Consider the following 19,181-nt stretch of genomic DNA (forward strand, 5'->3'; position numbering starts at 1 on the left):
AACCCTATATAAGCAAATTTGATCAATTTTGTTTATTGACATAAATTCGCCATTATAATATGCATAATTTTGTAAATAAAGCATTATTATACGCATATATCCATTCTGCCACTGCACGACTTAATTTTTAAATGCATCTAAAATATTAATAGTGGTGTGCTATTACGCCAAAAGGGGACTTATCCTTACCTGTTAAGGGGTGACGTATCATAACTCTTTACATCCTATTCTCTTACTCGTTTATCTTCGATTGAAGTTTTTCATACCTTTAGACTTAAAGCCCTACTCCTTAGATGATGGCTGCTTCTAAGCCAACATTCCACTATTTATTATTTCTATTTCTTTCTAGCTTTTAATTCAGCTAATTTTTTCTCAATTTCTTCATCTTTCATTTTCTGATCAAGACGCTGCTTCTGCACTGATGCGGAATTTTCATAAGCAATTTTTGTACCATCAGCTGCCTCTTTCTGTTTTTTAACACCATCACGCACTTTTTCAAGCATCTTATCTTCTTCGGCATATGATACTCCTGTTGTTGCCTGTAGTGATTTTGTCACCTGGACTGTTTCAAGTGTTAAAACAGCATTATCTTTTTCTGCTTTCAGATCAGATAACTGTGTCCGAATACCCTTTACAGTTTCTTCCTGAAGCTTTGCATTTTCTTTCAATCCAGTAAGAGCATCTTTAATAATCGCAACCTTTTCTTCTAAATCCTGCTGCTCTTTAAGATAAACTTTTGCACCTTCGTCATCGTTTTTCTCAACACAAGAATTGATATTAATTTCAGTTTTCATAAGATCTTTTTTATATCCACGAATCTGATCCTCGTAGTTTGAAATTTTTCCAAGCATCTGTGTATAAATAACATTAGCTTTTGCCAAATCTTCTTCTTTCTTTTCGATTGCGACATTATAATAAGCTTTTGCACCTTCAGGCGTAGAAGCATCTTTGCTAATTACTTCTGCAGCCGTTCCGGACGCTCTAAGCTTTAATCTTTTACCTGTTTTTGTTCTCAAGAAGAAAAATAAAATTGCTAATACGACAATAACTAATAAAACTGCACCGAATGTAATTTTCATAATTATCCTCTAAATACCTTTCCTTCAATTTTACGTTTTCCGTCTGGATCTTCATAGCATTCTCCAGTCTCTGGATTATAATAAAATTCTTCATATCTGTCCACGTAATGTTTCAGTTCCAAATCTTTTCCCTCATCAATGTTAAATCCAAATGTTTTAAAAAGTTCTGAAGCTCCATTAATATATCCTCTTCCAAGTGCCTGAAATTTGAATTTACCGTTATATCTATATAATCTTCCTAATTCTACTGCATTAAGACTTGAAAACTTCTCATCTTCAGAAAGATCAAATGTTGCTTTAAATTTATCTGGAGCATTATAATCATAAATGTGCATTTGTACATTATCAATCATATCGAATCTCTGTAGTCTCTGTATTGCGCGATAAATTGTCATGCAGATATAAAAATCTGATCTATCAGCTGGAATTTTATCAGTGTCAATAATCATATACTCGTCATAATGCTCACCAGAAAATGTAATTCCCTTTGAATCATCTCCGTCCATATTATCCTCAGATAATTCACACCAATCCCAAGTTGTGCCATAATTATCTGTATTCTGGTGGTTTACAAGATCACTTGGGAATTTACATTTTCTATTTTCATCTGTAAGGAATCCTACAACATCAAGATCTGCTTCCTTTTCATTAGAAAATCTATTTTTATCCCATCTAAGTCCAACAAAAAGTTTACTTACACTCTCACCATTTTCTTTCGCCATATTAATTTTTGGCGTTTTGTTCATATTAATAACTTCCATAGTTTTATTCTCCTCTTTTGAAATTATTTATTATTCAGCCAATCTTTGTACTGACGAAGAATCTCTGTATAAAGTTCTTCATCTGTCATCTTATCCATATCTTCTACAGAAGTGAAACCTGTATTGTCTGCCTCTCTTCCATCAAGTTTGTCAAGTTTTTTGAGGTAACTGAAATTGTCGTCACCAATTCCGATAAACTGCACGAAAATGTTATACTTAGAAAGCTCACGTACAATCTTGTCTGTTGCTCCATGATCGGAGTTGTCACCATCTGTAATAAAAATTACAAACGCAGGAATCTCACTTGGCTCAATGTCTTTATAATATGTAACAACTTCATCCAATACAGGTGCGTATTCTGTTCCACCCATATACATACCAGACTTTTTCATAACCTTTTTTACGTAATTTGAATAATTACTCTCTGTAACAGCCTTTAAACGTTTGCATCCATTTGAGAATAACCAGCTCTCAAGTTCGCCATTATCATCAAATCTAAGAGCGATTGGAAGAAGTCTTGATACAGTTTTCTGTACAGAACCATTATCAAAAAGCCAATCCATACTGCCTGAATAGTCCATAGCTAATGCGACTCTAGCGGTATGTTTAGTCATATCAATCTTGCTACCCTTGGACATATCAATTAGAACATTATTTAAATGCTCTTTAGACATATCAATTGTAAAAGTAGCTTGTGTTTCAGTTTTTTCTGTAGATTTAGCAGCGGTTGAGACCGCCACCTCTTCTACATCATCTTTCTTACCAAACAATTTTCCAAAAAATCCCATAGTTTTTTCTCCTTTTATTTTTTTAATATTTTTAATGATATAGGGTATGTTAATAAGGTAAAAAATATAAATGGAACAAATTTTGTTATACATACAAGTATTAAACTAATTGAATAACAAATAAGAGTTATATTTTCAACAATTTTATATTCTTTATCCATATACCCTACTTCTACTTTCTTTTAATTTTTATAACAGCTTTTCGTACTAAATCAATTGGAACAATCATAAACGCCAGACCAACTGTTACACCCCACTGCATAAGCGTCATTGCTGTACATCCCATAATATCTCCACCAAACTGTGCCAGAACAAATGTTAAGGCAAAAATTACAACTGCAATTTCGATGAAAAGTTTATTTTTACTAATACCCTTAAACAGATTGAATCCGTCCGTTCTGATATTAAATCCATTAAATGTTGCCATCATAATAAGCAGTGCGAATCTGACTGTAGCATAAACAGACTCATTGTTTCCGAAAATTTTCTGTACTGGTGGCAATAAAGTAATTCCGAAGATTCCAATAAATGCCACAACTGATACTGCAATTTGTCCAATAGTTTCTTTTGAAAGAAGTTTTGATCCTTTTGGAATAGGCTTTTCTTTCATATATTCATCTTTCGCAGGTTCTCCACCAAAGGAAAGGGAATTAAGAGAGTCCATAACAATGTTAATTACAAGAATCTGCACTGCAGCAATTGCTTCCACAGAAATAATAATTGGATATAAGATACTGAGAAGTACTAGACCAACATTGATAGGTAACTGAAATTTCAAGAACTTCATAACATTATGCATAAATGTTCTTCCCAAAAGAACTGCATCTGTAATAGATACGAAGTTATCATCTGTGATAATAATGTCGCCAGCTTCCTTACATACGTCTGTTCCAGATCCCATTGAGAATCCAACATCTGCTGCTTTCAATGCTGGAGCATCGTTAGTCCCATCTCCTGTCATACCAACACATAAACCAAGTTCTTGAGCTAAACGTACAATTCTAAGTTTAGTGTTTGGTGTTGCTCTAGCAATAACTTTAATATAAGGAAGTTTTTCTTTTGCCTCTTCGTCTGACAATGCATCAAAGTCAATAGCTGACATTGCAATATCAGATTCGCTTGTAATCAGTCCAGCGTCTTTTGCAATAGCTTTTGCTGTATCAATGACATCGCCAGTTACCATCATAACCTGAACACCAGCTCCATGCATTTTTGAAACCGCTTCTGGTACTTCTGGGCGAACATCATCACGAATGGCAACCAAAGAAGTAAGAATTAAATCATCCGGAAATCCTTCTTCTGGTAATTCTTTTTTGCTGTAACCTGTTGCGATTACTCGCATTGCTTTTGTGGCGTATGATTTTACAATATCTTTCAGTTTATCTCTTTCGATTGGCTGAACACCTTCTACAGTTTCATAAGATACTGCTGCGTCAATCAATTTCTCCGGTGCACCTTTATAATATGTAACTTTGCCATCTTTTCCACTTGTTTCAACAGCACTGAATTTATTTGCACTATTGAAAATTTTTCTGTTTGTGACTTCTACAGAATCCGTAAATTCTTTATACTCTCTATCTGAAATCATTGTAAACAATGCACGTTCTGTAGCATTACCACCAACAATATTTTTATTCTCATCATACATAGCACTACTATTTAACGCTACGTTTAACTTAAACATATTTTCAATTACTGAATCTTTCGGTACTTCATTTTTATCACCCATTACATTCTCTACTGGAACAAGTTTCCCAACTGTAAGCGTTCCTGTCTTATCGGTACAAAGTAACTGAATATTACCTGCTTCCGGGATCTTATTTGTATGTTTCGCAAGCACGTTATGTTTAATCATTACCTTCGCATTTTGTGCTGTAATAAGGTTAATAATCAGCGGTAGTCCTTCTGGTACTGCTGCAACAATAATAGTAAGCGCAGTTACTGCAATGGTAAGAATATTCTTCAAAATACCAATCCAACCCATTCCAAAATATTCTGCGATACCACCGTACTGAATAATATTGGTAATAATCAGTGCTACAACAATGATTGAAGCTCCGATATACCCAAATTTGCTAATTTGTCCTGCAAGATCTTCTAACTGGATTTCCAGAGAAGTCTTCGTCTCTTCGATTTCATCAATTGTTGAAATCGTCTGACCGTTTACTGTATCAACACCAACATTGGTTACGATCATCTTTCCTTCTCCGTCTGTTACCATTGTTCCGGAAAACAGTGCGTAAGAATTTGTATAATCACTTGAATCCGCTTTTCTCTGACCACCAAATGCGATAGGTGAATCTTCTTTGTCCCATGCTGTTTTTTTACAAGGATCTGATTCCCCATTCAATACAGAGTTGTCAACTTTTACATTTCCTTCTACCAGATAACCATCTGCATGAATGGCTTCTCCGGACTGAATGATAACCAGATCACCGACAACCAAATCATTTGAGTTGATATGCTCAACCTTTCCATCACGGATTACATTACAATAATGAATCGAAGTTCTGTCTTTCAATTCTTTTGCACTTTTCTGGCTTTTCAGTCCGGTGTTCATTCCTAACAATGCGATTGCCAATAATACTACTGCAACACCAATCGGTTCTGAATAAGATCCCTGTCCAAACACTGCAATAACTGTAAATACAATCATCATTGCTAAAAGAATCTGATTTATGTGACCTTCAAATGTTTCCATAAAGAACTGAAACCCTGTTTTCAATTTTTTCTCTGGCAGTTTATTGCTACCATACTTTTCTCTCTGCTTTTCTACTTCACTACTTTTTAAACCGTACAAAATTAAATTTCTCCTTTCACAATTCTTTCGTTTACAGACATAACAAACTCATTGATTTTCTTATAATCCGGACTGTCTGGAAGTGATGTATTTTCTGCATCATATTTTAGTCTCTTCTCTAATTCGTCCACCATCTCAAAGAATTCTGGAATTGGCTGTTTGTTTTCATCCAAATATTTACCGTTTCTAATGTCCATCAACAAATCATGTTCTTTTTCTCTGTATGTAATAATTTTCTCATTTTCCAAAATATCAAAACACATATAGTACAGGCGAACCAGGTGCATCATGTGTTTCGACAACTTTCCATGCTCTACCGCATGTTTATTACGCTTACCAATTTTCGAGTAATCTTTAACAATATTATTCATTTCGGACCACATAGACTTATAGTCACGTAATGGATAATGCTTCAGATTAATATCCATATAAATCTCTGTATCAAAATCTTCTTGATGAGATTTATCAATATAAAGCTTGATAGAATCCTCTGGAAATGAAAAATATTTCTCTGGGAATGTGTAATAAGCGTTATTAATAGAGTTTAAAATATGTTTCTCACGTTCTGTTTGTCCTACTAAACGAGCTGCCTTACTATTTGTTCTTCTTAATTGTTGCGAGGCATAACCACCAAATGAATGAATTGCCCTTTTAGATAAAAACAGATGTGCATTATTTAATATTTCTTGTCCAATTGGATGAATGTATAAATAATGTTCTGGTTTAAGCCCTCCTAACTCAATAACGTTAGGGTTACAAGCTGCCATAAGATAAACAATCTTATTAAATGCATAAATAGTTGTATCTGTATCCTCGTTGATAAATTGTTCAAAATTCTGATTAGTGAGAATTTCATGTTTTTTATTTAAGCAAATTCCTCTCAAATCCAGATCACTCGTTCCATCAGATTTTTGAGTTCCATAGCTATAGCTTCCACCTAGCCCCAACAAAATAATGTTGGAGCCAAGGTGTTCATTATTTCTCAGAAAATCATAGTCCGGACCAGCTACTTTTTTCTTAATCTCTTCAATCGTCATATCAATCAAACCTATCTACCTTAATCATTTTTACAGTGTTTCCAGTAGTTACTTTAATAATCAAATTCCATTCTTTGTCTTTGCTGTAACCAACACCACAGGCACTTGCTTCATCTTCACCCTCAATAGGTGTTGATGCGGTATATGCTTCAAGTGTTTTTCTGATTTCCTGCAGATCACTTTTAAGCATCTCAGTAAAGAAACCACGTCCAACTCCGCCTGTCATATCTTTACAGTCTTTCAATAAGAAGAAAGTGTGTTCACCAGATCGTTTATATGGATTTTCTCCCCACATGTTTGGAGACGGAATAATTGCAACAACTTCTGAGAATCCGTTGCTGATTCCCCAAGTTTCTTTAGTTTCTGTCTTTTTAGAATTTGCAGTAAACTTAGGATCTTCTCCATGCTTATAATCAAATTCAAATACTACGTCTGTATTTCTTCTATAACCATCGCTTATAAGATTTCCATTATAAGTATAAATTTTTCCATTTACTTCAAGCTCTAATTTATATGGATTCTGGGTTGCTCTATTTGTATAGTTATTGACAAAGAATTTATAACGTCCCTCTGGAGCAGTACCAGTTGCCCAACGAATATTCTCGACAGGTGTTACTGTTTCGCCATTAACATTTGCATCAACATCCAATGAACCATATCCATGATTTTTATGACCAAAATAAATTTCTACTCCATCAGGACAAATGCAATGTACATCCAGATCGGTACGTGTATTCCAGATTAGAGAGCATCTGATCTCGCAACCTTCATATTTTGCACCTTTTTCTTCAAGTCTCTCACGGATGACAGAATCAATACCACTCTGGTAATACCAAGAGAACGGATTGTCCCAGTTCATAATATTTTCAGCTTCCGGAACCGCAGCTGTTACCATTCCCATAAGATGAGTTGTTCCATCAACCTTTACTTCCAATTTATCTGCGGTAGGAAGAATTGTTTTTCTGAATTTGTCCCATGTCATAGTCACCTGTGGAATTACAGATTTTGTCTCATTACTATCTGTAGTTTTAGTCTGAACTCCTGCAAATACTCCAGTCTTTACTTCCTCTTTCTTCTCAGTTTTACTCTTCCAAATAAACTCATTCTCAGGAAGCTCATCCAGTTTTGCATATCTTCTTCTAAGTGAATCTGCAAGACCAAGTTTTTCAATAAGTTTTTCAGCACTTTCAACAGCTCTCTGAGTAGGTGCAGACTGTGAACGTCTATAATTCTCAGCACTCATATTTGTCTCAAATTTTCGTTTGATTGTATCAAAGTCATCTCCATCTACAATATAATCAAGTAATGTACCTAACATACTTCCGGAAATGTGAGTAAATCCATTTGGAGCTGTAGCAGCATATTTCCAAATCATATTAGTGTGTTGTGGCTGATCATTGATAGAAGCAATCTTCTCTTTTGTCTCCTTAAACCATTTGCACATTGCTACATAGCTGCTACCTCTATATAAACTTCCGGATTCTAATAAATTAAGTGCCTGATCAACCTGTGGTATAGAATATTTCTCAAGTGCTCTTTTCAGCATTCCGTAATCTTCTGCTTTTTCAGCAGAAATCTGTGAAGCATTTTTTACCCTTGATGTATTGATCATTACTCTTGGAAGTTTTGCAGAAAAATGATGGAATCCATTGGTATCATATGTTCCAAGATCCACATAATCTGATACGAATACATCCTGGACCTGAGCAGACTCAACAATCTCTTTCATCTGTGTAATTGGCTCAATAAACATCCCAGGGATATTTTCAATGTTCCAAATAGCAGATTCAGTTGTTCCATCGTCTTTAATAAATACAAGTCCACCAAATCGATCTACAAAGTGTTTACAAGCTCTACATGTATATTCCTGTTTGCAAGCATCTGGAAGATAGTAAAGAAATGTGTCAAATAAGTCAGATACGCTTGTTCTAAACAGTGGTGTTTTTACATTGTCTTTTAGTTTTGATGCAAAAGTTTTCTTAATATTGTCAACAAGTTCCTCATATCCATTGTTCTCATTTTTCCAGATTTCCGGATCATACATCTTCATAATTTTTTCTCCTTATTTTCTATTCAAAATATTTTTTAATGAGTTTCTTGGCAGATTTATCAGGAAGTAACTTTATAAGTCTGATAATTTCTTTAGTACATTCTCTTTCAAAATCATTGTCTGAGTCCTGTACCTCTTTATTGAATTTATCAATATATGAATTACTTACTTTCTGCTCTCCAATACTTTCTTCTCTCTTTTCTTTCATTTCATTCTGAATTTTCTTCGCTCTTTCAATATAGTCATCTGCAAGAAAATCGTCATACTGCATACTTACAGCATCTCTGATCTTATTTGTGAGGTCCACTGAAAGAATTGTTACAGCACCCATCGTTGGACGCATAACTGAGAGAAGTCCTTTTTCACTCATTCCTAACTTCTCATAAACTGTTTTAGCTCTACTGAAAATTTCTCTATCTGTCATTTCATAGAAAATTAATTCTGCTTTTGTCATATACTTGATGTTCTCCTTGAAAATTATATATTTCTGTGTTACTGTATCGTTTAAGATATTAGTGGTTCCTAGTCTACCACACCAGGAGCGTTGCACGTCACTATATCCTGGTGTAGAACCTGTGGAAGCACTAGAAGTGCGTTTTTGGATATATGAAAGGAATAAACGTGTTATTATGTTTGAGATGTTATTAGCTGGTGGATTTGGTGCAGGTATCATTTACGTCATTTGCCATATTACCTCAGTAATCGGAAAATGTTATTTGGTTCATAAAACAACCAAATCAAACTTCTCTGACGAACAGACTAAAGCATTGGCAAAAATGATGTCCAAAGACATTAACATTAATATCCCAAAATAACACCGTCTATTTTAAACATATGATCCTCTTTTAATATATTTTTGAGCAGGGTTGTATTTCTTAGTAAGTACAACCCTTTATATTTTAAGAGTGTTGCCACTCATAAAACCAAACTTTTATTTCCTTTTCTTATATCCTGTCAAAACTGCAATAAGTACACAGATTAAGAAAATTGCTAAAGTTCCTAAACTAATCCAAAACGGAATTAATACAACCAGCCAAGACCATGTAATTAGTCCAGTAAGTTTAAGTACTAAAAAAATTAGCTGCAAAACTCATAAAATTCCCATTCCAGTCGAGTTATTACTACTTCTATTGCTCATTTATTTCTTCTCCTTATTTTTCAATTTTATATCTGCAAACCATTGGACATTCGTATTCATTACATTCACTATCCATTAACTCACAATCATACTCTTCGTATCCGGTGTCCCATTCAAAGTAAGATTGAGTCGCATATTCACATTCTTTCCATTTACATCCAATAATCTTTTCTTCCATATTTAATCCTGTTTTGTTGCAATAGATTTAATATTACTTTCAATTTGACGATATGTATTATTTTGAGTAAGAATGTTAAGCACAGTGTTAGATAACATATTCTTTGTTGTATTATCAAAAGTTTCTTTCATTGTTTTATTGATTTGTTTGCGGATATCGTCAAAATATTTATCCATTTTCTTTTTAATTTCATCATCCATATAAGATGTATAATTGTTTTTTATATATTCAGAGAAACTAATTTCATTTATATGACCATGTTTATCTTTTGTTTTAAATTTTTCATTATCCAGGCGTTCTTTTAAGCACTTTTTAATATATTCTTCTACTGTGTACTCATTTACATCTGCATCGCCCCAGAAATCTTCTTTTCTGACAGTAATTTTAGTATTTGTAATATAATCATTTACAAATTCATTGAAATTTTTTGTCACTACTTCGGAAATAATATCGCCACCAAGTTTTGCTACCTGTTCTTTAATAGTATCCTCTACTTGCGACTTAACTGCTTCCTCAATATTTTCAGATACAGATTTTTCAATGAGATCCTGTAGGTTATCCATTTCAAATGTTATCTTCATTTCTCCACTCCTCCTTCTTACCTACTTCCAAAAGAAAACCAAAAATGTTGCAGCAATTTGTTCTAAATGAATTAACTGATCCTGAATCAAATTAATCTCTTTCTTATTTGCTTTTATATTATCCGTGATCATATGAATTATTACATTAAATACAAATACTAACGGATAATAATGTCCACCAAATATAATTACATACAATGTTGGTGCAAGCATCATCATAAATGTCCAACTAAAACTATGCATAAATAACGCCATCAGATAATCATGTTTATATAAATCATCTGGAGCATTTTTCTTCCACCACGATTTTTGTTTCGCAGACGCTAACCATCCTTGAAGATAATAGTCATCCACTATATGACAAAAAATCATACTGATTAAAATAATGAAATATTTCATCTACAATACCTTCTTCTCTATTCAATTTTTATTTATTCTGGAAATTAACTGCAGAATTGCAGTTATAAGAATTAATCCCAGGAGATTTTATCTCCATCTATTTTGTATCTTTTGTAATATTTCATTCCCATGTCAAGCAAAATTTGTCTATATTGCTTCTTATACGTATTCCATGGATTAAAATAATATTCATCGTTTGCAAATATAAATGTTGTATGTTTTTTACCTTCCATCATTGCCATAGATATTCTTCTATTTTGGTCATAAACAGCACTATTAAATACATCCTTTATACGTTTATTAACTTTGTAACATTCTACTTTTTTAGTAATAAAAGGAATTTTATATATACTTTTTTCAATTTTTTCTTGTAACATTAAATATATAAGAAAAATTATTAAAATGGTAAAAACCATAATACAAATAATAGCTATAGTTGTACTGACCATAATTTTCTCCAATCAAACTAAATTTTCATCTGGTATATACATTTTTGTTTCAGGTATACTCCATCCATCTACTATTTCTAATGGATATGCTCTTTTGTGATCTGTTGATACAAAATATTTTTCATCTTCTGTCAAATACGCCAAATCATATTTGCCATTAATAAAAACCCAACATGGTAAAACTTTCGCACTTTTAGGCATATGTTCTTTTATAGAAATCATTTTAATTACCTCTAAAAATTTTTATTTGATCAATAACTCTTCGACCTTGCTAATCTCTTCTCTTAACTTTTTAATCCTAGCATTCACGAGAGCATTAAATCCTTCTACTGCTTCCTCATATGTATCAGCATAAATCCTGGCTCCAATACCTACACCATTTTTCTTTAGACTTCCATTCTTTTTATATTCATAAAATGTGGAATCGACTATCCGTCCCTTTATTGGTTTACAGAATAAATTTACTGCTCGCTCGTCTTCTAAATATGCAAAAGCATAGAAATCCTTATTGTCTTCTATCTTATTTCTGTCGTATTGAATATTTGCTTTTGCCAAGATATCTTCTGTGTGGTATATAATCAAATAACCGCAACCATATTGACTATCCTTGTAATGTAACATTATAATTCCTCCGTAAATTTTCTATTTTACCACAACATTTCCGAGATAAGCCAAGCCGGTCCATCATCAAGTTTGATCTGCCTACAACTCACAGCATGATAATAAGCCTGTTCTCTATTCAGAAATTCTCCATCTGTTGTTATAAATCCTTGCTCAAGTTCTTTATATCCTACTTTTGGTTCGAACCCAAGTGCTGCTAATTGCCTAAATGGAGCGTCATGTCTCAATCCACATAGGACAACCTTTTGATCAGTTTTCTCAATATAAAATTTAACTGCCGCTGCTATAATCATTTTTTATCATATCTTTCTTTAAGCTTGTCTGTAAGTGTTACTGCCACAACATGTGTTCTAAGGTAATAATTAAGGGCAGTACCGATTAAATCATAACCATCGTCTACAAGGATATTCTCAGGTAACCTTATTTTCCTTGATTCAATGTCATTCTCAGTTAACGGTACCGGAATACACAAGTCTAAGTCTTCAGCCATTTTTAGCAAATTAACAGCCCTATCTTTTGTTTTGGTTAATATAGGATATTGAGTTGTTGCGCTTGTATAAAGTAACTGTGCACTCTTTCCGGTACCTCGATCTTTAATAATCAAATTTGTACTCATAAATTCTCCTTTACAATCCAAGTTCTTCAATTACCGGCAATACTTTATCTGTTAATTCTGGATAAAATTTTGCCAACGTCTCTCTAGCATTTAATGGCTTGTCTGGTTTTGTATATCTTGCACACTCCCAGTCAATTACCATTTGTACAAAATCAGAATGTGTTTTTGCTTTAACATTATGATGAGGCATATGGAGTCTGTGCCAATAGCGTACTTTCTTATAATCAAAAAACATATATAAGAACATTTTATCTAAATCATGAAATAAGCTTCTAAAAGTATTATATCCCAATAACTGTTTCTCAATTTTTCTAAAAGCTTTTCTATGATCTGATGTATATTTGATTCTATCCTTATTCTTCATTTTTCTTCTTTCTTTCCAGTTTTATCATACCAATAATAATTAGATTTCTTCTCGTCATTCTCAGTACCTTTTTCTTTTATCCAATGATACTGCCCTTGATCACGACAAGCCATTTTACAAGCATTTATAATAGTTGTAAAATTATTTGATTTTAACATCAATAATTCCATATCAAAAACTTTGAACTCTCTAATTAGTTCTGATTTTTCCATGTCTTTTTCAGACACCCCATAGATACATATTGTATGAGTCCACTCATAATATTCGCATTTATTGCATATAGAAATTAAGCTATTATCTTGAGTGATTCTATTAATAAATCCATTTGCAATCTTAGTCAGATATTCCTGGTTTAATGAAGAAACAACATCATCATTTATTTTGTATGTAATTTTATATGTGCCTGTTGGACCTTCACCATATTCCCCATAATACTCATTTACAGTTTTAATACCTGCAAGCATTTTAATTGGTCTTGGATTATTAGCAACAATTCCAACTTTCTTAGCGTATTCTAATAGATTAGGATATTTATCATAATTTCCAAACGGAATGCCGCATTGAACTGTAAAAGCAACTCTAAAAACCAACCAAGTTTGTCTCATATTTAGTTTGCCACTAGAATCTATAAATACATTTTCTGTCTCTCCATTTTCGTATAGTTCCTTAATTTCATCAGGATTGTAATATTTTCTTCCATTAGAGTCGTACCATCCAATGACATCAGTGTTTCCACTATACGAATCCATTTCATCAGTTATTATATAAATTTTATCAACAAAACGTTTTTTTTCATTCTTCAATTCTTCCATACTTTATCTCCAAATAAAAAGTTTATTCTATACTCCCATAGCAATCATTGGAAATGCAAATGCCCATAAACAAATTGGATTTTTTGTAAAATATAACGCTACAGATACTGCTATTGCAGTGCCAACCCATGCTGCTACCTTACTTACTGTATTATTATTCATTATTTTTCTCATTTCTTTCTAATTTTCTTCCACAATACGGACAGTATATAAAATTATCAATATTTGAAGTTAGCTTAATTAACCCTTTTTCTTCTGCCTCTCTATATAACTTTAGTTCTTTCAGCCATTTAATGAGTTGCCAATGTTGTATCTCTATTATTTTACAATTTGATTTTATATCATTATCAATAGAATCAACTGACTCAAAATTCATAGCGCTACGTGCTCTTTCCACTATTTCTTCTTCGTAAGCAATTGCTTCATCTAGCGTTATTCTTAACATTTTTCTTCATCTCCTCTAACTTCTTCTCTATCGGATTAATAATCTCTTCCAATACCTGCTGCTCATAATTTTCTTTCCAAAATTTCTCTCTTTTCCAAAACGGAACTTTTTTAACTTCACCTATTGAATCAATACACGCCATAGCTGTCAGTGTTCCCCAGCATCCGTCACATGCTCTTTCATTGCACCAGTTTACAAATTCTTTAAATTTCATTCTTCATCTTCTCCAATTTCTTCTCAGCTTCTTCACGAGAAAAATAAACCTTTGCTTCTTGCTTCTTTTCTAAAACTCCGTTAATAATTTGTAAATGAAAGCCTTTTTTATCAATATGAAAAGCATCCACTTTGTGTTCTACAATTCTAAGAGGTTTTCCTACAATATCATACATTGTATCTCCAACCTTACACGGCAATCTCACAAGCAAGCCCTGTTCTTCCAAGTCTTTGTAAGATTTTAATTCTTCAAGCCACTCCGCAAGTTGCTCATGTTCTTCTGCACATTTTATACAATTAGCCTTCATATAATTTTCTACAGAATCATTTGAGTCAAATTTTTCTGCGTCATTATAATTCATATCTGCTACTTCTTTTGCGTGTTTAATAGCTTCATCAAGTGTTAATCTCTCCATCTACTTCACCTCTTGAAATCTTCTCATAAAATGAGCTTTCCATGATTCGTCTACTTCCACAAAATTTTCTTTTTCATACTCTGCAATCGCATTTTTAAGGTTCAAAAAATTCTGGATTATCAAAAATGTTCCCAACTGGCATAGCGTATACCATGTCAATCCAATATCCTAAATCTTTTCTAAGGCATTTGCTGCCCATCCAATCTACATAGAATCCGACATGTTCTGTTTTCTGAGAATCAAAACAATTTTGATAATATCCATATTTGATTGGAGCATAGATTTCTCCGAAATGATATTTGATAATATCATTTTCCCAAATCTTGTTTCCGTTTTTGCCAGTCAGACCTGTGAACTGGCAGAGGGTTTCTGGAACAATTTCCGCATATTCCCACACTTTATAACTATCAGCATGGAAGATTAAATGTTCTTCATTGCCTAAAAGGTCATATCTTTTCTGATAATATCCCTCAATCCATTTGCCGTCATCTTTCCGCTTTGCCTTGAAAAGAATTTCTCTCATTCAACTCCACCGCCTTTCACGATTTCAAGTGCTAATGCAATTGCCTGTTCCATACCTATGTATTTTTTTATCTCAGTATTATCTCTAAATATAAGTGACAGTTCGGAATATATACCCTTTGTTTCTTCTAGCTGCTCAACAATTCTATTAACATCATAGGCTGTAGGCTGTTTCTGAACAGTTGTAATTGCAAGATGTGTAAACAAGTCCATTGGACTTATATCTTCTTCCGTAGCTTTCTGCCTTTCTTTATCCCAGTACCATTTTGACATTTCTTCGATTAATAAGTCTGCATCTATCAGTCTCATACCTTTACCTCATTATCATTTGGCATCTGGAATACTACAGTTTCTTTTAAAACATTTTGTGCTTTCGTATATATTTTATCTATATCGTTTGATTCATTAATGAAAAGTGACATTGTTGCAAGACAGTTTGTAACAGTATGTGTTGTTTTATAATCGACATATCTTTTCTGTATCATATCAAGCGCTTTTATGGCTTTTGCTTCTGTAGAATATTTTCCAAGTGTATACGCGTCTTCAAAATCGTTATATACAATAGCAAAATCTTTATTAATTTTTTCCACGTAAATTGCAGTTAAATTATTAAAATTTAATAAAAATGCTTTATCTTGACTTCTAATTAACATTTTGTGCTCTCCTTATCAAACTTACTCTTTAACATTCCAGCTTTAATCAATTCATAAATAATATCCAGATATGTTCTTTTATCTCTGTATCTGCAATTTGGTTTTTTATGAATCCTCGGATCATCGTCTCTCCAAGCATTTACATCAAAATATTTATTACTCACGAAAAGCATTTTGGTTCCTCTGGCGACACAAAGGTAATAACATTCTGATTTTCCATACTCTCCTACACATTTTTTGAAACCAAATTTTTTAAATTCTTTAACCGGTACCGTTGGAATTAACATTTTGTATCCTCACCCCAATCAAGTTTCTGTCCACAATAAAAGCAGTATTTTATGTTATTAAAATAGTAAAATTCAAATCCACACACAGGACATTCTCCACGTCTATTAATTTCATTTCCATTAAAATCCATAACAGGACACATCTTTAATACTTTCTTTTCAGTTTGCTTATCAAGTGCTTCTGAAATAGTCTTTAATTGTTTAAGTAACTCTTCTTTTTGATTAACGTCTGTTACTCCAAAATTCATATCTACCACATCACCTTTTCAACATTCTCAAATTCTGGAAATAAATTACCACTAACAACGTCATCCCAGTATGTGATTCCTTGTTCATGATCTCTCATCCAATTTATTAGCTCATGCAACGCATCAAAGAATTCTTCTTCATTATGTGCTTTATATGAAACTCCATATTCAAAGTCGTCATAGTCGCAAATACTTATATAGATTTCGTATGGACCATACCATTTTGAAATAGCATCTTTATATGCATGTAATGTTATAAATGGTCTTCCACAAATACCGGTATAATTATCAAGAAATATTGATGATTGTACAAAAAGTCTTTCGTATGTTTTTGATACAGATTTTTCAATTATCAATTTTTATCACCTACATTTTTTGAAAAGTAATCTCCATACTTCCATCTTCTTTTTTAGTTACATTTGGACATTCGTCTTTTTCTAAAGTAATTTTTTTAACATCTCTTAAAACGCTATAATTAACAAAAAAGTCATTGCAAATAATCGTATAATCAGGAATAAAAATTTTATATTGATTTTCAGATATTTTATTTATGTAAAAATCGCAAATATTTTTTATTTGGCTAGAATCTTTTACCAATACGTTAATTGAATTTAACAAAATATCTTTATCTTCTAAAATATACAATGATCCAAAAAAACTTTTCGATTTATAAATCACTTTCTTACATTCTTCTATTTTCATTCCAATTTTCTCCCATAAAATGTTTCTTTTATCTTACATTTTAACCAGCTCATAAATCTTATCCTTCATACTCGGTAAACAAGTCTCCAAGAGACATATTATTATATTTCGCAAGATCCATAGCACATGCAACAACATTTTTGGGTAACGAAGCACCAATTCCATCGCATAAGTATTCCGTAAGCGATTTATATTCCTTGTATGGCTCTTCCTCATATTCATCAGGTAAATAATAATCATCGTCCCAACAAATTAAACGTTTTCCATTTACAATTGCTCTAGCAGTTGGTTTACCCAAAACACTTCCAGTGCTTGACCGCCACCATGCGTCTTTACCAGCTAACTTTACAAATTCATCTTCAGAATAATCACAAATAATATCAAATATATTATCGGTCATTGCCCAAACTTCATAATCAGTACCCTTATAAGTTCTTTCAAACATTCCGCCATCACATGGATATTCTATTCTTCTAAAAAATTTTTCCAAATTATAACCTAGAATTTCTTTCATACTAATCACCACACTCTATGAAATGCAAAATTATCTTCTTTACTCTTAAGTTCAGTACACTCACTATATCTGATAATCTGTTTACAATTTGGGCAGTGAATAGTACATTGCTCTGGTTTTGGATCTATACATCTTGGTACACAGCCCTCATGCTCCTGAAAAATAAATTTGGTTCCACAATTTTTACATATACACCCATACTCTTTTTCTCCACCTTCTTTATAAAGATGATTATTTTTTGTCTGTACAATTTCCATTCTACTTACCTCACCCATTAAAATATTTTACAATCTGACTTCCAACCCAGCGTCCCATTGGAACGGCAACAGCATTTCCAATCTGTCTATAAGCATCACTATCACTTCCACAAAATTCAAACCAATCTGGAAAACCCTGTAGTCTTGCATACTCTCTGACTGTATATGGTCGGATTCTATTACCATCTTTAATTAATCTAGTTCCTCTATCTTTTGAATAGTGTGCTACACATGTTGGTGCAAGATCATCACATTCAGGATCAGAAACAATTGGTTTGTCTCTATAATTACCATTGATACGATTTAATACATACTGTGGAATATTTACTTCACTGTCTTTTTGAATAATATCTTTCAAGCGTAAGGGAGTTTCGTCCGGATAATCCAGATTGATAAATGGCTTTTTGCTACCAATAAGAATTAATCTCTTACGTTCTTGTGGTAGCCACATATTTGCGTTTACAGGACATTCGATTCTTACATAATAATCTGGTAACTTAGTCAGTGCCTCCATAACCACTTTAAATTTAATCATTCCAGGAACATTCTCAACTACATACATTTCTGGTTGTGCCAATGCAATATGTCTAAAGAAATGAAGAAATAAATCATCACCTGTTCTTGCGCCATTAATATCTGCAGCAGTTGAATATTTTGTACATGGAAAAGTTCCAATATACACATCTGCATCTTGCTGATCAAGAACTGTAATTTTAGTAATATCAGCTTCGTTAACCTTGTGCTTAAAATTTTTTCTTAACGTATCACAACATTTCTTATCAATTTCGTATGATTCAAGAATATTGATCCCTGCTTCTTCAATTCCAAGATCCATTCCACCTGCACCACTAAAATAGCTTTTCGCTGTAATCTGCATTTTATTTTCCATCCTTTATTGTTTTATATTGCTTACTTCTAATTTTCCAGATCTTTTAATCCAGATAAATTCCAGATTTTATTGTTACTCTACTGAATGACTTGCATTCACAATTTTCTTGTAAACATCTTCGTATAAGACTCCATCATTGCCATTGTATGTATATTCTGCCAGAACAGCTGCAGCACGAGTACCTACAATACATTTATAGTTCTGCAAAGTCTTACACACCCAAACTACAAATACTTCATCAATACCAATCTCCTGGATATCATTTGGTCCTTTATTAGCATAACTACTTCTGTTGTACCATTCTACAAATTTGTTCTTACATACATACTGAAAATGATTCATTCCTGTAATAACCATAACTA

At 32.8% G+C, this 19,181-nt stretch carries 34 protein-coding genes; 1 reads left to right on the forward strand and 33 read right to left on the reverse strand.

The genetic code is table 11. From position 1 onward, the window contains the following. Positions 1-335: 335 nt before the first annotated feature. From AB5706_RS02620 to AB5706_RS02650, 7 genes are all read right to left on the reverse strand, one after another. Positions 336-1,079, reverse strand: a complete 744-nt coding sequence (locus AB5706_RS02620) for a PspA/IM30 family protein (protein WP_368365736.1) — start codon at positions 1,077-1,079, stop codon at positions 336-338. Between the two features lie 2 nt (positions 1,080-1,081). Beyond that, positions 1,082-1,840, reverse strand: coding sequence for a TerD family protein (locus tag AB5706_RS02625; RefSeq protein ID WP_368365737.1), 759 nt, complete (start codon positions 1,838-1,840; stop codon positions 1,082-1,084). A gap of 23 nt (positions 1,841-1,863) precedes the next feature. Further along, positions 1,864-2,628, reverse strand: coding sequence for a VWA domain-containing protein (locus tag AB5706_RS02630; RefSeq protein WP_368365738.1), 765 nt, complete (start codon positions 2,626-2,628; stop codon positions 1,864-1,866). Positions 2,629-2,800: 172 nt separating this feature from the next. Next, positions 2,801-5,428 carry a cation-translocating P-type ATPase gene (locus AB5706_RS02635; RefSeq protein WP_368365739.1) on the reverse strand — a complete coding sequence of 876 codons (2,628 nt, stop codon included), beginning with the start codon at positions 5,426-5,428 and terminating at the stop codon, positions 2,801-2,803. Between the two features lie 2 nt (positions 5,429-5,430). Further along, positions 5,431-6,465 carry a DNA polymerase beta superfamily protein gene (locus tag AB5706_RS02640; protein WP_368365740.1) on the reverse strand — a complete coding sequence of 345 codons (1,035 nt, stop codon included), beginning with the start codon at positions 6,463-6,465 and terminating at the stop codon, positions 5,431-5,433. 1 nt (position 6,466) lies between these two features. Beyond that, a complete protein-coding gene (locus tag AB5706_RS02645; RefSeq protein ID WP_368365741.1) occupies positions 6,467-8,515 on the reverse strand; it encodes a hypothetical protein in 2,049 nt (682 codons plus the stop codon). A gap of 19 nt (positions 8,516-8,534) precedes the next feature. Continuing rightward, positions 8,535-8,969, reverse strand: coding sequence for a hypothetical protein (locus AB5706_RS02650; protein ID WP_368365742.1), 435 nt, complete (start codon positions 8,967-8,969; stop codon positions 8,535-8,537). A gap of 121 nt (positions 8,970-9,090) precedes the next feature. Here AB5706_RS02650 and AB5706_RS02655 point away from each other — a divergent pair, with 121 nt between their 5' ends. Then, on the forward strand, positions 9,091-9,330 hold the full coding sequence (locus AB5706_RS02655; RefSeq protein WP_368365743.1) for a hypothetical protein: 240 nt from the start codon (positions 9,091-9,093) through the stop codon (positions 9,328-9,330). 116 nt (positions 9,331-9,446) lie between these two features. On the opposite strand, the gene AB5706_RS02660 is transcribed toward AB5706_RS02655, so the two are convergent. From AB5706_RS02660 to AB5706_RS02785, 26 genes are all read right to left on the reverse strand, one after another. Next, positions 9,447-9,602 carry a hypothetical protein gene (locus AB5706_RS02660; RefSeq protein ID WP_368365744.1) on the reverse strand — a complete coding sequence of 52 codons (156 nt, stop codon included), beginning with the start codon at positions 9,600-9,602 and terminating at the stop codon, positions 9,447-9,449. A gap of 64 nt (positions 9,603-9,666) precedes the next feature. Further along, a complete protein-coding gene (locus AB5706_RS02665) occupies positions 9,667-9,831 on the reverse strand; it encodes a hypothetical protein (RefSeq protein ID WP_368365745.1) in 165 nt (54 codons plus the stop codon). 2 nt (positions 9,832-9,833) lie between these two features. Next, the gene (locus AB5706_RS02670; RefSeq protein WP_368365746.1) at positions 9,834-10,412 is read right to left on the reverse strand and encodes a hypothetical protein; all 579 of its coding nucleotides are present in this window, start codon (positions 10,410-10,412) and stop codon (positions 9,834-9,836) included. Positions 10,413-10,433: 21 nt separating this feature from the next. Next, the gene (locus AB5706_RS02675; RefSeq protein ID WP_368365747.1) at positions 10,434-10,811 is read right to left on the reverse strand and encodes a DUF3307 domain-containing protein; all 378 of its coding nucleotides are present in this window, start codon (positions 10,809-10,811) and stop codon (positions 10,434-10,436) included. A 71-nt stretch (positions 10,812-10,882) separates the two neighbouring features. Further along, positions 10,883-11,260: a hypothetical protein gene (locus AB5706_RS02680; RefSeq protein WP_368365748.1), complete on the reverse strand. Its 378-nt coding sequence runs from the start codon at positions 11,258-11,260 to the stop codon at positions 10,883-10,885. A 12-nt stretch (positions 11,261-11,272) separates the two neighbouring features. Continuing rightward, a complete protein-coding gene (locus tag AB5706_RS02685) occupies positions 11,273-11,482 on the reverse strand; it encodes a hypothetical protein (RefSeq protein ID WP_368365749.1) in 210 nt (69 codons plus the stop codon). 21 nt (positions 11,483-11,503) lie between these two features. Then, complete coding sequence (locus AB5706_RS02690; protein ID WP_368365750.1) at positions 11,504-11,881, reverse strand: hypothetical protein; 378 nt, start codon at positions 11,879-11,881, stop codon at positions 11,504-11,506. 26 nt (positions 11,882-11,907) lie between these two features. Then, positions 11,908-12,174 carry a Y16D family protein gene (locus AB5706_RS02695; protein WP_368365751.1) on the reverse strand — a complete coding sequence of 89 codons (267 nt, stop codon included), beginning with the start codon at positions 12,172-12,174 and terminating at the stop codon, positions 11,908-11,910. Then, positions 12,171-12,497 carry a hypothetical protein gene (locus tag AB5706_RS02700; protein ID WP_368365752.1) on the reverse strand — a complete coding sequence of 109 codons (327 nt, stop codon included), beginning with the start codon at positions 12,495-12,497 and terminating at the stop codon, positions 12,171-12,173. The genes AB5706_RS02695 and AB5706_RS02700 overlap by 4 nt, the downstream gene beginning before the upstream one ends. Before the next feature lie 10 nt (positions 12,498-12,507). Next, complete coding sequence (locus AB5706_RS02705; protein ID WP_368365753.1) at positions 12,508-12,861, reverse strand: hypothetical protein; 354 nt, start codon at positions 12,859-12,861, stop codon at positions 12,508-12,510. Next, positions 12,858-13,673, reverse strand: a complete 816-nt coding sequence (locus AB5706_RS02710) for a hypothetical protein (RefSeq protein WP_368365754.1) — start codon at positions 13,671-13,673, stop codon at positions 12,858-12,860. Before AB5706_RS02710 ends, AB5706_RS02705 begins: the two co-directional genes overlap by 4 nt. Before the next feature lie 27 nt (positions 13,674-13,700). Next, positions 13,701-13,835 (reverse strand): hypothetical protein, encoded by a 135-nt coding sequence (locus AB5706_RS02715; RefSeq protein WP_279254395.1) that lies wholly within the window; start codon positions 13,833-13,835, stop codon positions 13,701-13,703. Further along, positions 13,828-14,118 carry a hypothetical protein gene (locus AB5706_RS02720; protein ID WP_313720926.1) on the reverse strand — a complete coding sequence of 97 codons (291 nt, stop codon included), beginning with the start codon at positions 14,116-14,118 and terminating at the stop codon, positions 13,828-13,830. The genes AB5706_RS02715 and AB5706_RS02720 overlap by 8 nt, the downstream gene beginning before the upstream one ends. Beyond that, complete coding sequence (locus AB5706_RS02725) at positions 14,096-14,332, reverse strand: hypothetical protein (RefSeq protein ID WP_313720924.1); 237 nt, start codon at positions 14,330-14,332, stop codon at positions 14,096-14,098. The genes AB5706_RS02720 and AB5706_RS02725 overlap by 23 nt, the downstream gene beginning before the upstream one ends. After that, on the reverse strand, positions 14,322-14,747 hold the full coding sequence (locus AB5706_RS02730; protein WP_313720922.1) for a hypothetical protein: 426 nt from the start codon (positions 14,745-14,747) through the stop codon (positions 14,322-14,324). The genes AB5706_RS02725 and AB5706_RS02730 overlap by 11 nt, the downstream gene beginning before the upstream one ends. Before the next feature lie 94 nt (positions 14,748-14,841). Beyond that, a complete protein-coding gene (locus AB5706_RS02735) occupies positions 14,842-15,270 on the reverse strand; it encodes a YopX family protein (RefSeq protein WP_313720920.1) in 429 nt (142 codons plus the stop codon). Then, on the reverse strand, positions 15,267-15,578 hold the full coding sequence (locus tag AB5706_RS02740) for a hypothetical protein (protein ID WP_313720918.1): 312 nt from the start codon (positions 15,576-15,578) through the stop codon (positions 15,267-15,269). Before AB5706_RS02740 ends, AB5706_RS02735 begins: the two co-directional genes overlap by 4 nt. Next, positions 15,575-15,922: a hypothetical protein gene (locus AB5706_RS02745; protein ID WP_118582527.1), complete on the reverse strand. Its 348-nt coding sequence runs from the start codon at positions 15,920-15,922 to the stop codon at positions 15,575-15,577. The genes AB5706_RS02740 and AB5706_RS02745 overlap by 4 nt, the downstream gene beginning before the upstream one ends. After that, positions 15,916-16,209: a hypothetical protein gene (locus tag AB5706_RS02750; protein WP_118582530.1), complete on the reverse strand. Its 294-nt coding sequence runs from the start codon at positions 16,207-16,209 to the stop codon at positions 15,916-15,918. The genes AB5706_RS02745 and AB5706_RS02750 overlap by 7 nt, the downstream gene beginning before the upstream one ends. Continuing rightward, the gene (locus tag AB5706_RS02755) at positions 16,203-16,457 is read right to left on the reverse strand and encodes a hypothetical protein (protein ID WP_368365755.1); all 255 of its coding nucleotides are present in this window, start codon (positions 16,455-16,457) and stop codon (positions 16,203-16,205) included. Before AB5706_RS02755 ends, AB5706_RS02750 begins: the two co-directional genes overlap by 7 nt. Before the next feature lie 2 nt (positions 16,458-16,459). Further along, a complete protein-coding gene (locus AB5706_RS02760; protein WP_368365756.1) occupies positions 16,460-16,813 on the reverse strand; it encodes a hypothetical protein in 354 nt (117 codons plus the stop codon). 10 nt (positions 16,814-16,823) lie between these two features. After that, positions 16,824-17,159 carry a hypothetical protein gene (locus tag AB5706_RS02765; RefSeq protein ID WP_368365757.1) on the reverse strand — a complete coding sequence of 112 codons (336 nt, stop codon included), beginning with the start codon at positions 17,157-17,159 and terminating at the stop codon, positions 16,824-16,826. A gap of 58 nt (positions 17,160-17,217) precedes the next feature. Then, positions 17,218-17,673 carry a hypothetical protein gene (locus AB5706_RS02770; protein WP_368365759.1) on the reverse strand — a complete coding sequence of 152 codons (456 nt, stop codon included), beginning with the start codon at positions 17,671-17,673 and terminating at the stop codon, positions 17,218-17,220. Between the two features lie 5 nt (positions 17,674-17,678). Further along, on the reverse strand, positions 17,679-17,930 hold the full coding sequence (locus tag AB5706_RS02775) for a hypothetical protein (protein ID WP_368365760.1): 252 nt from the start codon (positions 17,928-17,930) through the stop codon (positions 17,679-17,681). A 10-nt stretch (positions 17,931-17,940) separates the two neighbouring features. Further along, on the reverse strand, positions 17,941-18,807 hold the full coding sequence (locus AB5706_RS02780; RefSeq protein ID WP_368365761.1) for a DNA cytosine methyltransferase: 867 nt from the start codon (positions 18,805-18,807) through the stop codon (positions 17,941-17,943). An 84-nt stretch (positions 18,808-18,891) separates the two neighbouring features. Then, positions 18,892-19,176, reverse strand: coding sequence for a DUF6275 family protein (locus AB5706_RS02785; protein WP_368365762.1), 285 nt, complete (start codon positions 19,174-19,176; stop codon positions 18,892-18,894). Positions 19,177-19,181 lie beyond the last annotated feature (5 nt).

The sequence above is a fragment of the Ruminococcus sp. RTP21484sp1_RTP21277st1_D2_RTP21277_210401 genome, assembly GCF_040924225.1.
In the GTDB taxonomy this organism is placed as follows: Bacteria; Bacillota; Clostridia; order Lachnospirales; family Lachnospiraceae; genus Blautia_A; species Blautia_A faecis.

Coding starts and splice junctions, on each gene's coding strand:
- AB5706_RS02620 (WP_368365736.1), bottom strand. CDS start 1,079: ATGAAAATTACATTCGGTGCAGTTTTATTAGTTATTGTCGTATTAGCA.
- AB5706_RS02625 (WP_368365737.1), bottom strand. CDS start 1,840: ATGGAAGTTATTAATATGAACAAAACGCCAAAAATTAATATGGCGAAA.
- AB5706_RS02630 (WP_368365738.1), bottom strand. CDS start 2,628: ATGGGATTTTTTGGAAAATTGTTTGGTAAGAAAGATGATGTAGAAGAG.
- AB5706_RS02640 (WP_368365740.1), bottom strand. CDS start 6,465: ATGACGATTGAAGAGATTAAGAAAAAAGTAGCTGGTCCGGACTATGAT.
- AB5706_RS02645 (WP_368365741.1), bottom strand. CDS start 8,515: ATGAAGATGTATGATCCGGAAATCTGGAAAAATGAGAACAATGGATAT.
- AB5706_RS02650 (WP_368365742.1), bottom strand. CDS start 8,969: ATGACAAAAGCAGAATTAATTTTCTATGAAATGACAGATAGAGAAATT.
- AB5706_RS02665 (WP_368365745.1), bottom strand. CDS start 9,831: ATGGAAGAAAAGATTATTGGATGTAAATGGAAAGAATGTGAATATGCG.
- AB5706_RS02670 (WP_368365746.1), bottom strand. CDS start 10,412: ATGAAGATAACATTTGAAATGGATAACCTACAGGATCTCATTGAAAAA.
- AB5706_RS02675 (WP_368365747.1), bottom strand. CDS start 10,811: ATGAAATATTTCATTATTTTAATCAGTATGATTTTTTGTCATATAGTG.
- AB5706_RS02680 (WP_368365748.1), bottom strand. CDS start 11,260: ATGGTCAGTACAACTATAGCTATTATTTGTATTATGGTTTTTACCATT.
- AB5706_RS02685 (WP_368365749.1), bottom strand. CDS start 11,482: ATGATTTCTATAAAAGAACATATGCCTAAAAGTGCGAAAGTTTTACCA.
- AB5706_RS02690 (WP_368365750.1), bottom strand. CDS start 11,881: ATGTTACATTACAAGGATAGTCAATATGGTTGCGGTTATTTGATTATA.
- AB5706_RS02695 (WP_368365751.1), bottom strand. CDS start 12,174: ATGATTATAGCAGCGGCAGTTAAATTTTATATTGAGAAAACTGATCAA.
- AB5706_RS02700 (WP_368365752.1), bottom strand. CDS start 12,497: ATGAGTACAAATTTGATTATTAAAGATCGAGGTACCGGAAAGAGTGCA.
- AB5706_RS02705 (WP_368365753.1), bottom strand. CDS start 12,861: ATGAAGAATAAGGATAGAATCAAATATACATCAGATCATAGAAAAGCT.
- AB5706_RS02710 (WP_368365754.1), bottom strand. CDS start 13,673: ATGGAAGAATTGAAGAATGAAAAAAAACGTTTTGTTGATAAAATTTAT.
- AB5706_RS02715 (WP_279254395.1), bottom strand. CDS start 13,835: ATGAATAATAATACAGTAAGTAAGGTAGCAGCATGGGTTGGCACTGCA.
- AB5706_RS02720 (WP_313720926.1), bottom strand. CDS start 14,118: ATGTTAAGAATAACGCTAGATGAAGCAATTGCTTACGAAGAAGAAATA.
- AB5706_RS02725 (WP_313720924.1), bottom strand. CDS start 14,332: ATGAAATTTAAAGAATTTGTAAACTGGTGCAATGAAAGAGCATGTGAC.
- AB5706_RS02730 (WP_313720922.1), bottom strand. CDS start 14,747: ATGGAGAGATTAACACTTGATGAAGCTATTAAACACGCAAAAGAAGTA.
- AB5706_RS02735 (WP_313720920.1), bottom strand. CDS start 15,270: ATGAGAGAAATTCTTTTCAAGGCAAAGCGGAAAGATGACGGCAAATGG.
- AB5706_RS02740 (WP_313720918.1), bottom strand. CDS start 15,578: ATGAGACTGATAGATGCAGACTTATTAATCGAAGAAATGTCAAAATGG.
- AB5706_RS02745 (WP_118582527.1), bottom strand. CDS start 15,922: ATGTTAATTAGAAGTCAAGATAAAGCATTTTTATTAAATTTTAATAAT.
- AB5706_RS02750 (WP_118582530.1), bottom strand. CDS start 16,209: ATGTTAATTCCAACGGTACCGGTTAAAGAATTTAAAAAATTTGGTTTC.
- AB5706_RS02755 (WP_368365755.1), bottom strand. CDS start 16,457: ATGAATTTTGGAGTAACAGACGTTAATCAAAAAGAAGAGTTACTTAAA.
- AB5706_RS02765 (WP_368365757.1), bottom strand. CDS start 17,159: ATGAAAATAGAAGAATGTAAGAAAGTGATTTATAAATCGAAAAGTTTT.
- AB5706_RS02770 (WP_368365759.1), bottom strand. CDS start 17,673: ATGAAAGAAATTCTAGGTTATAATTTGGAAAAATTTTTTAGAAGAATA.
- AB5706_RS02775 (WP_368365760.1), bottom strand. CDS start 17,930: ATGGAAATTGTACAGACAAAAAATAATCATCTTTATAAAGAAGGTGGA.
- AB5706_RS02780 (WP_368365761.1), bottom strand. CDS start 18,807: ATGCAGATTACAGCGAAAAGCTATTTTAGTGGTGCAGGTGGAATGGAT.
- AB5706_RS02785 (WP_368365762.1), bottom strand. CDS start 19,176: ATGGTTATTACAGGAATGAATCATTTTCAGTATGTATGTAAGAACAAA.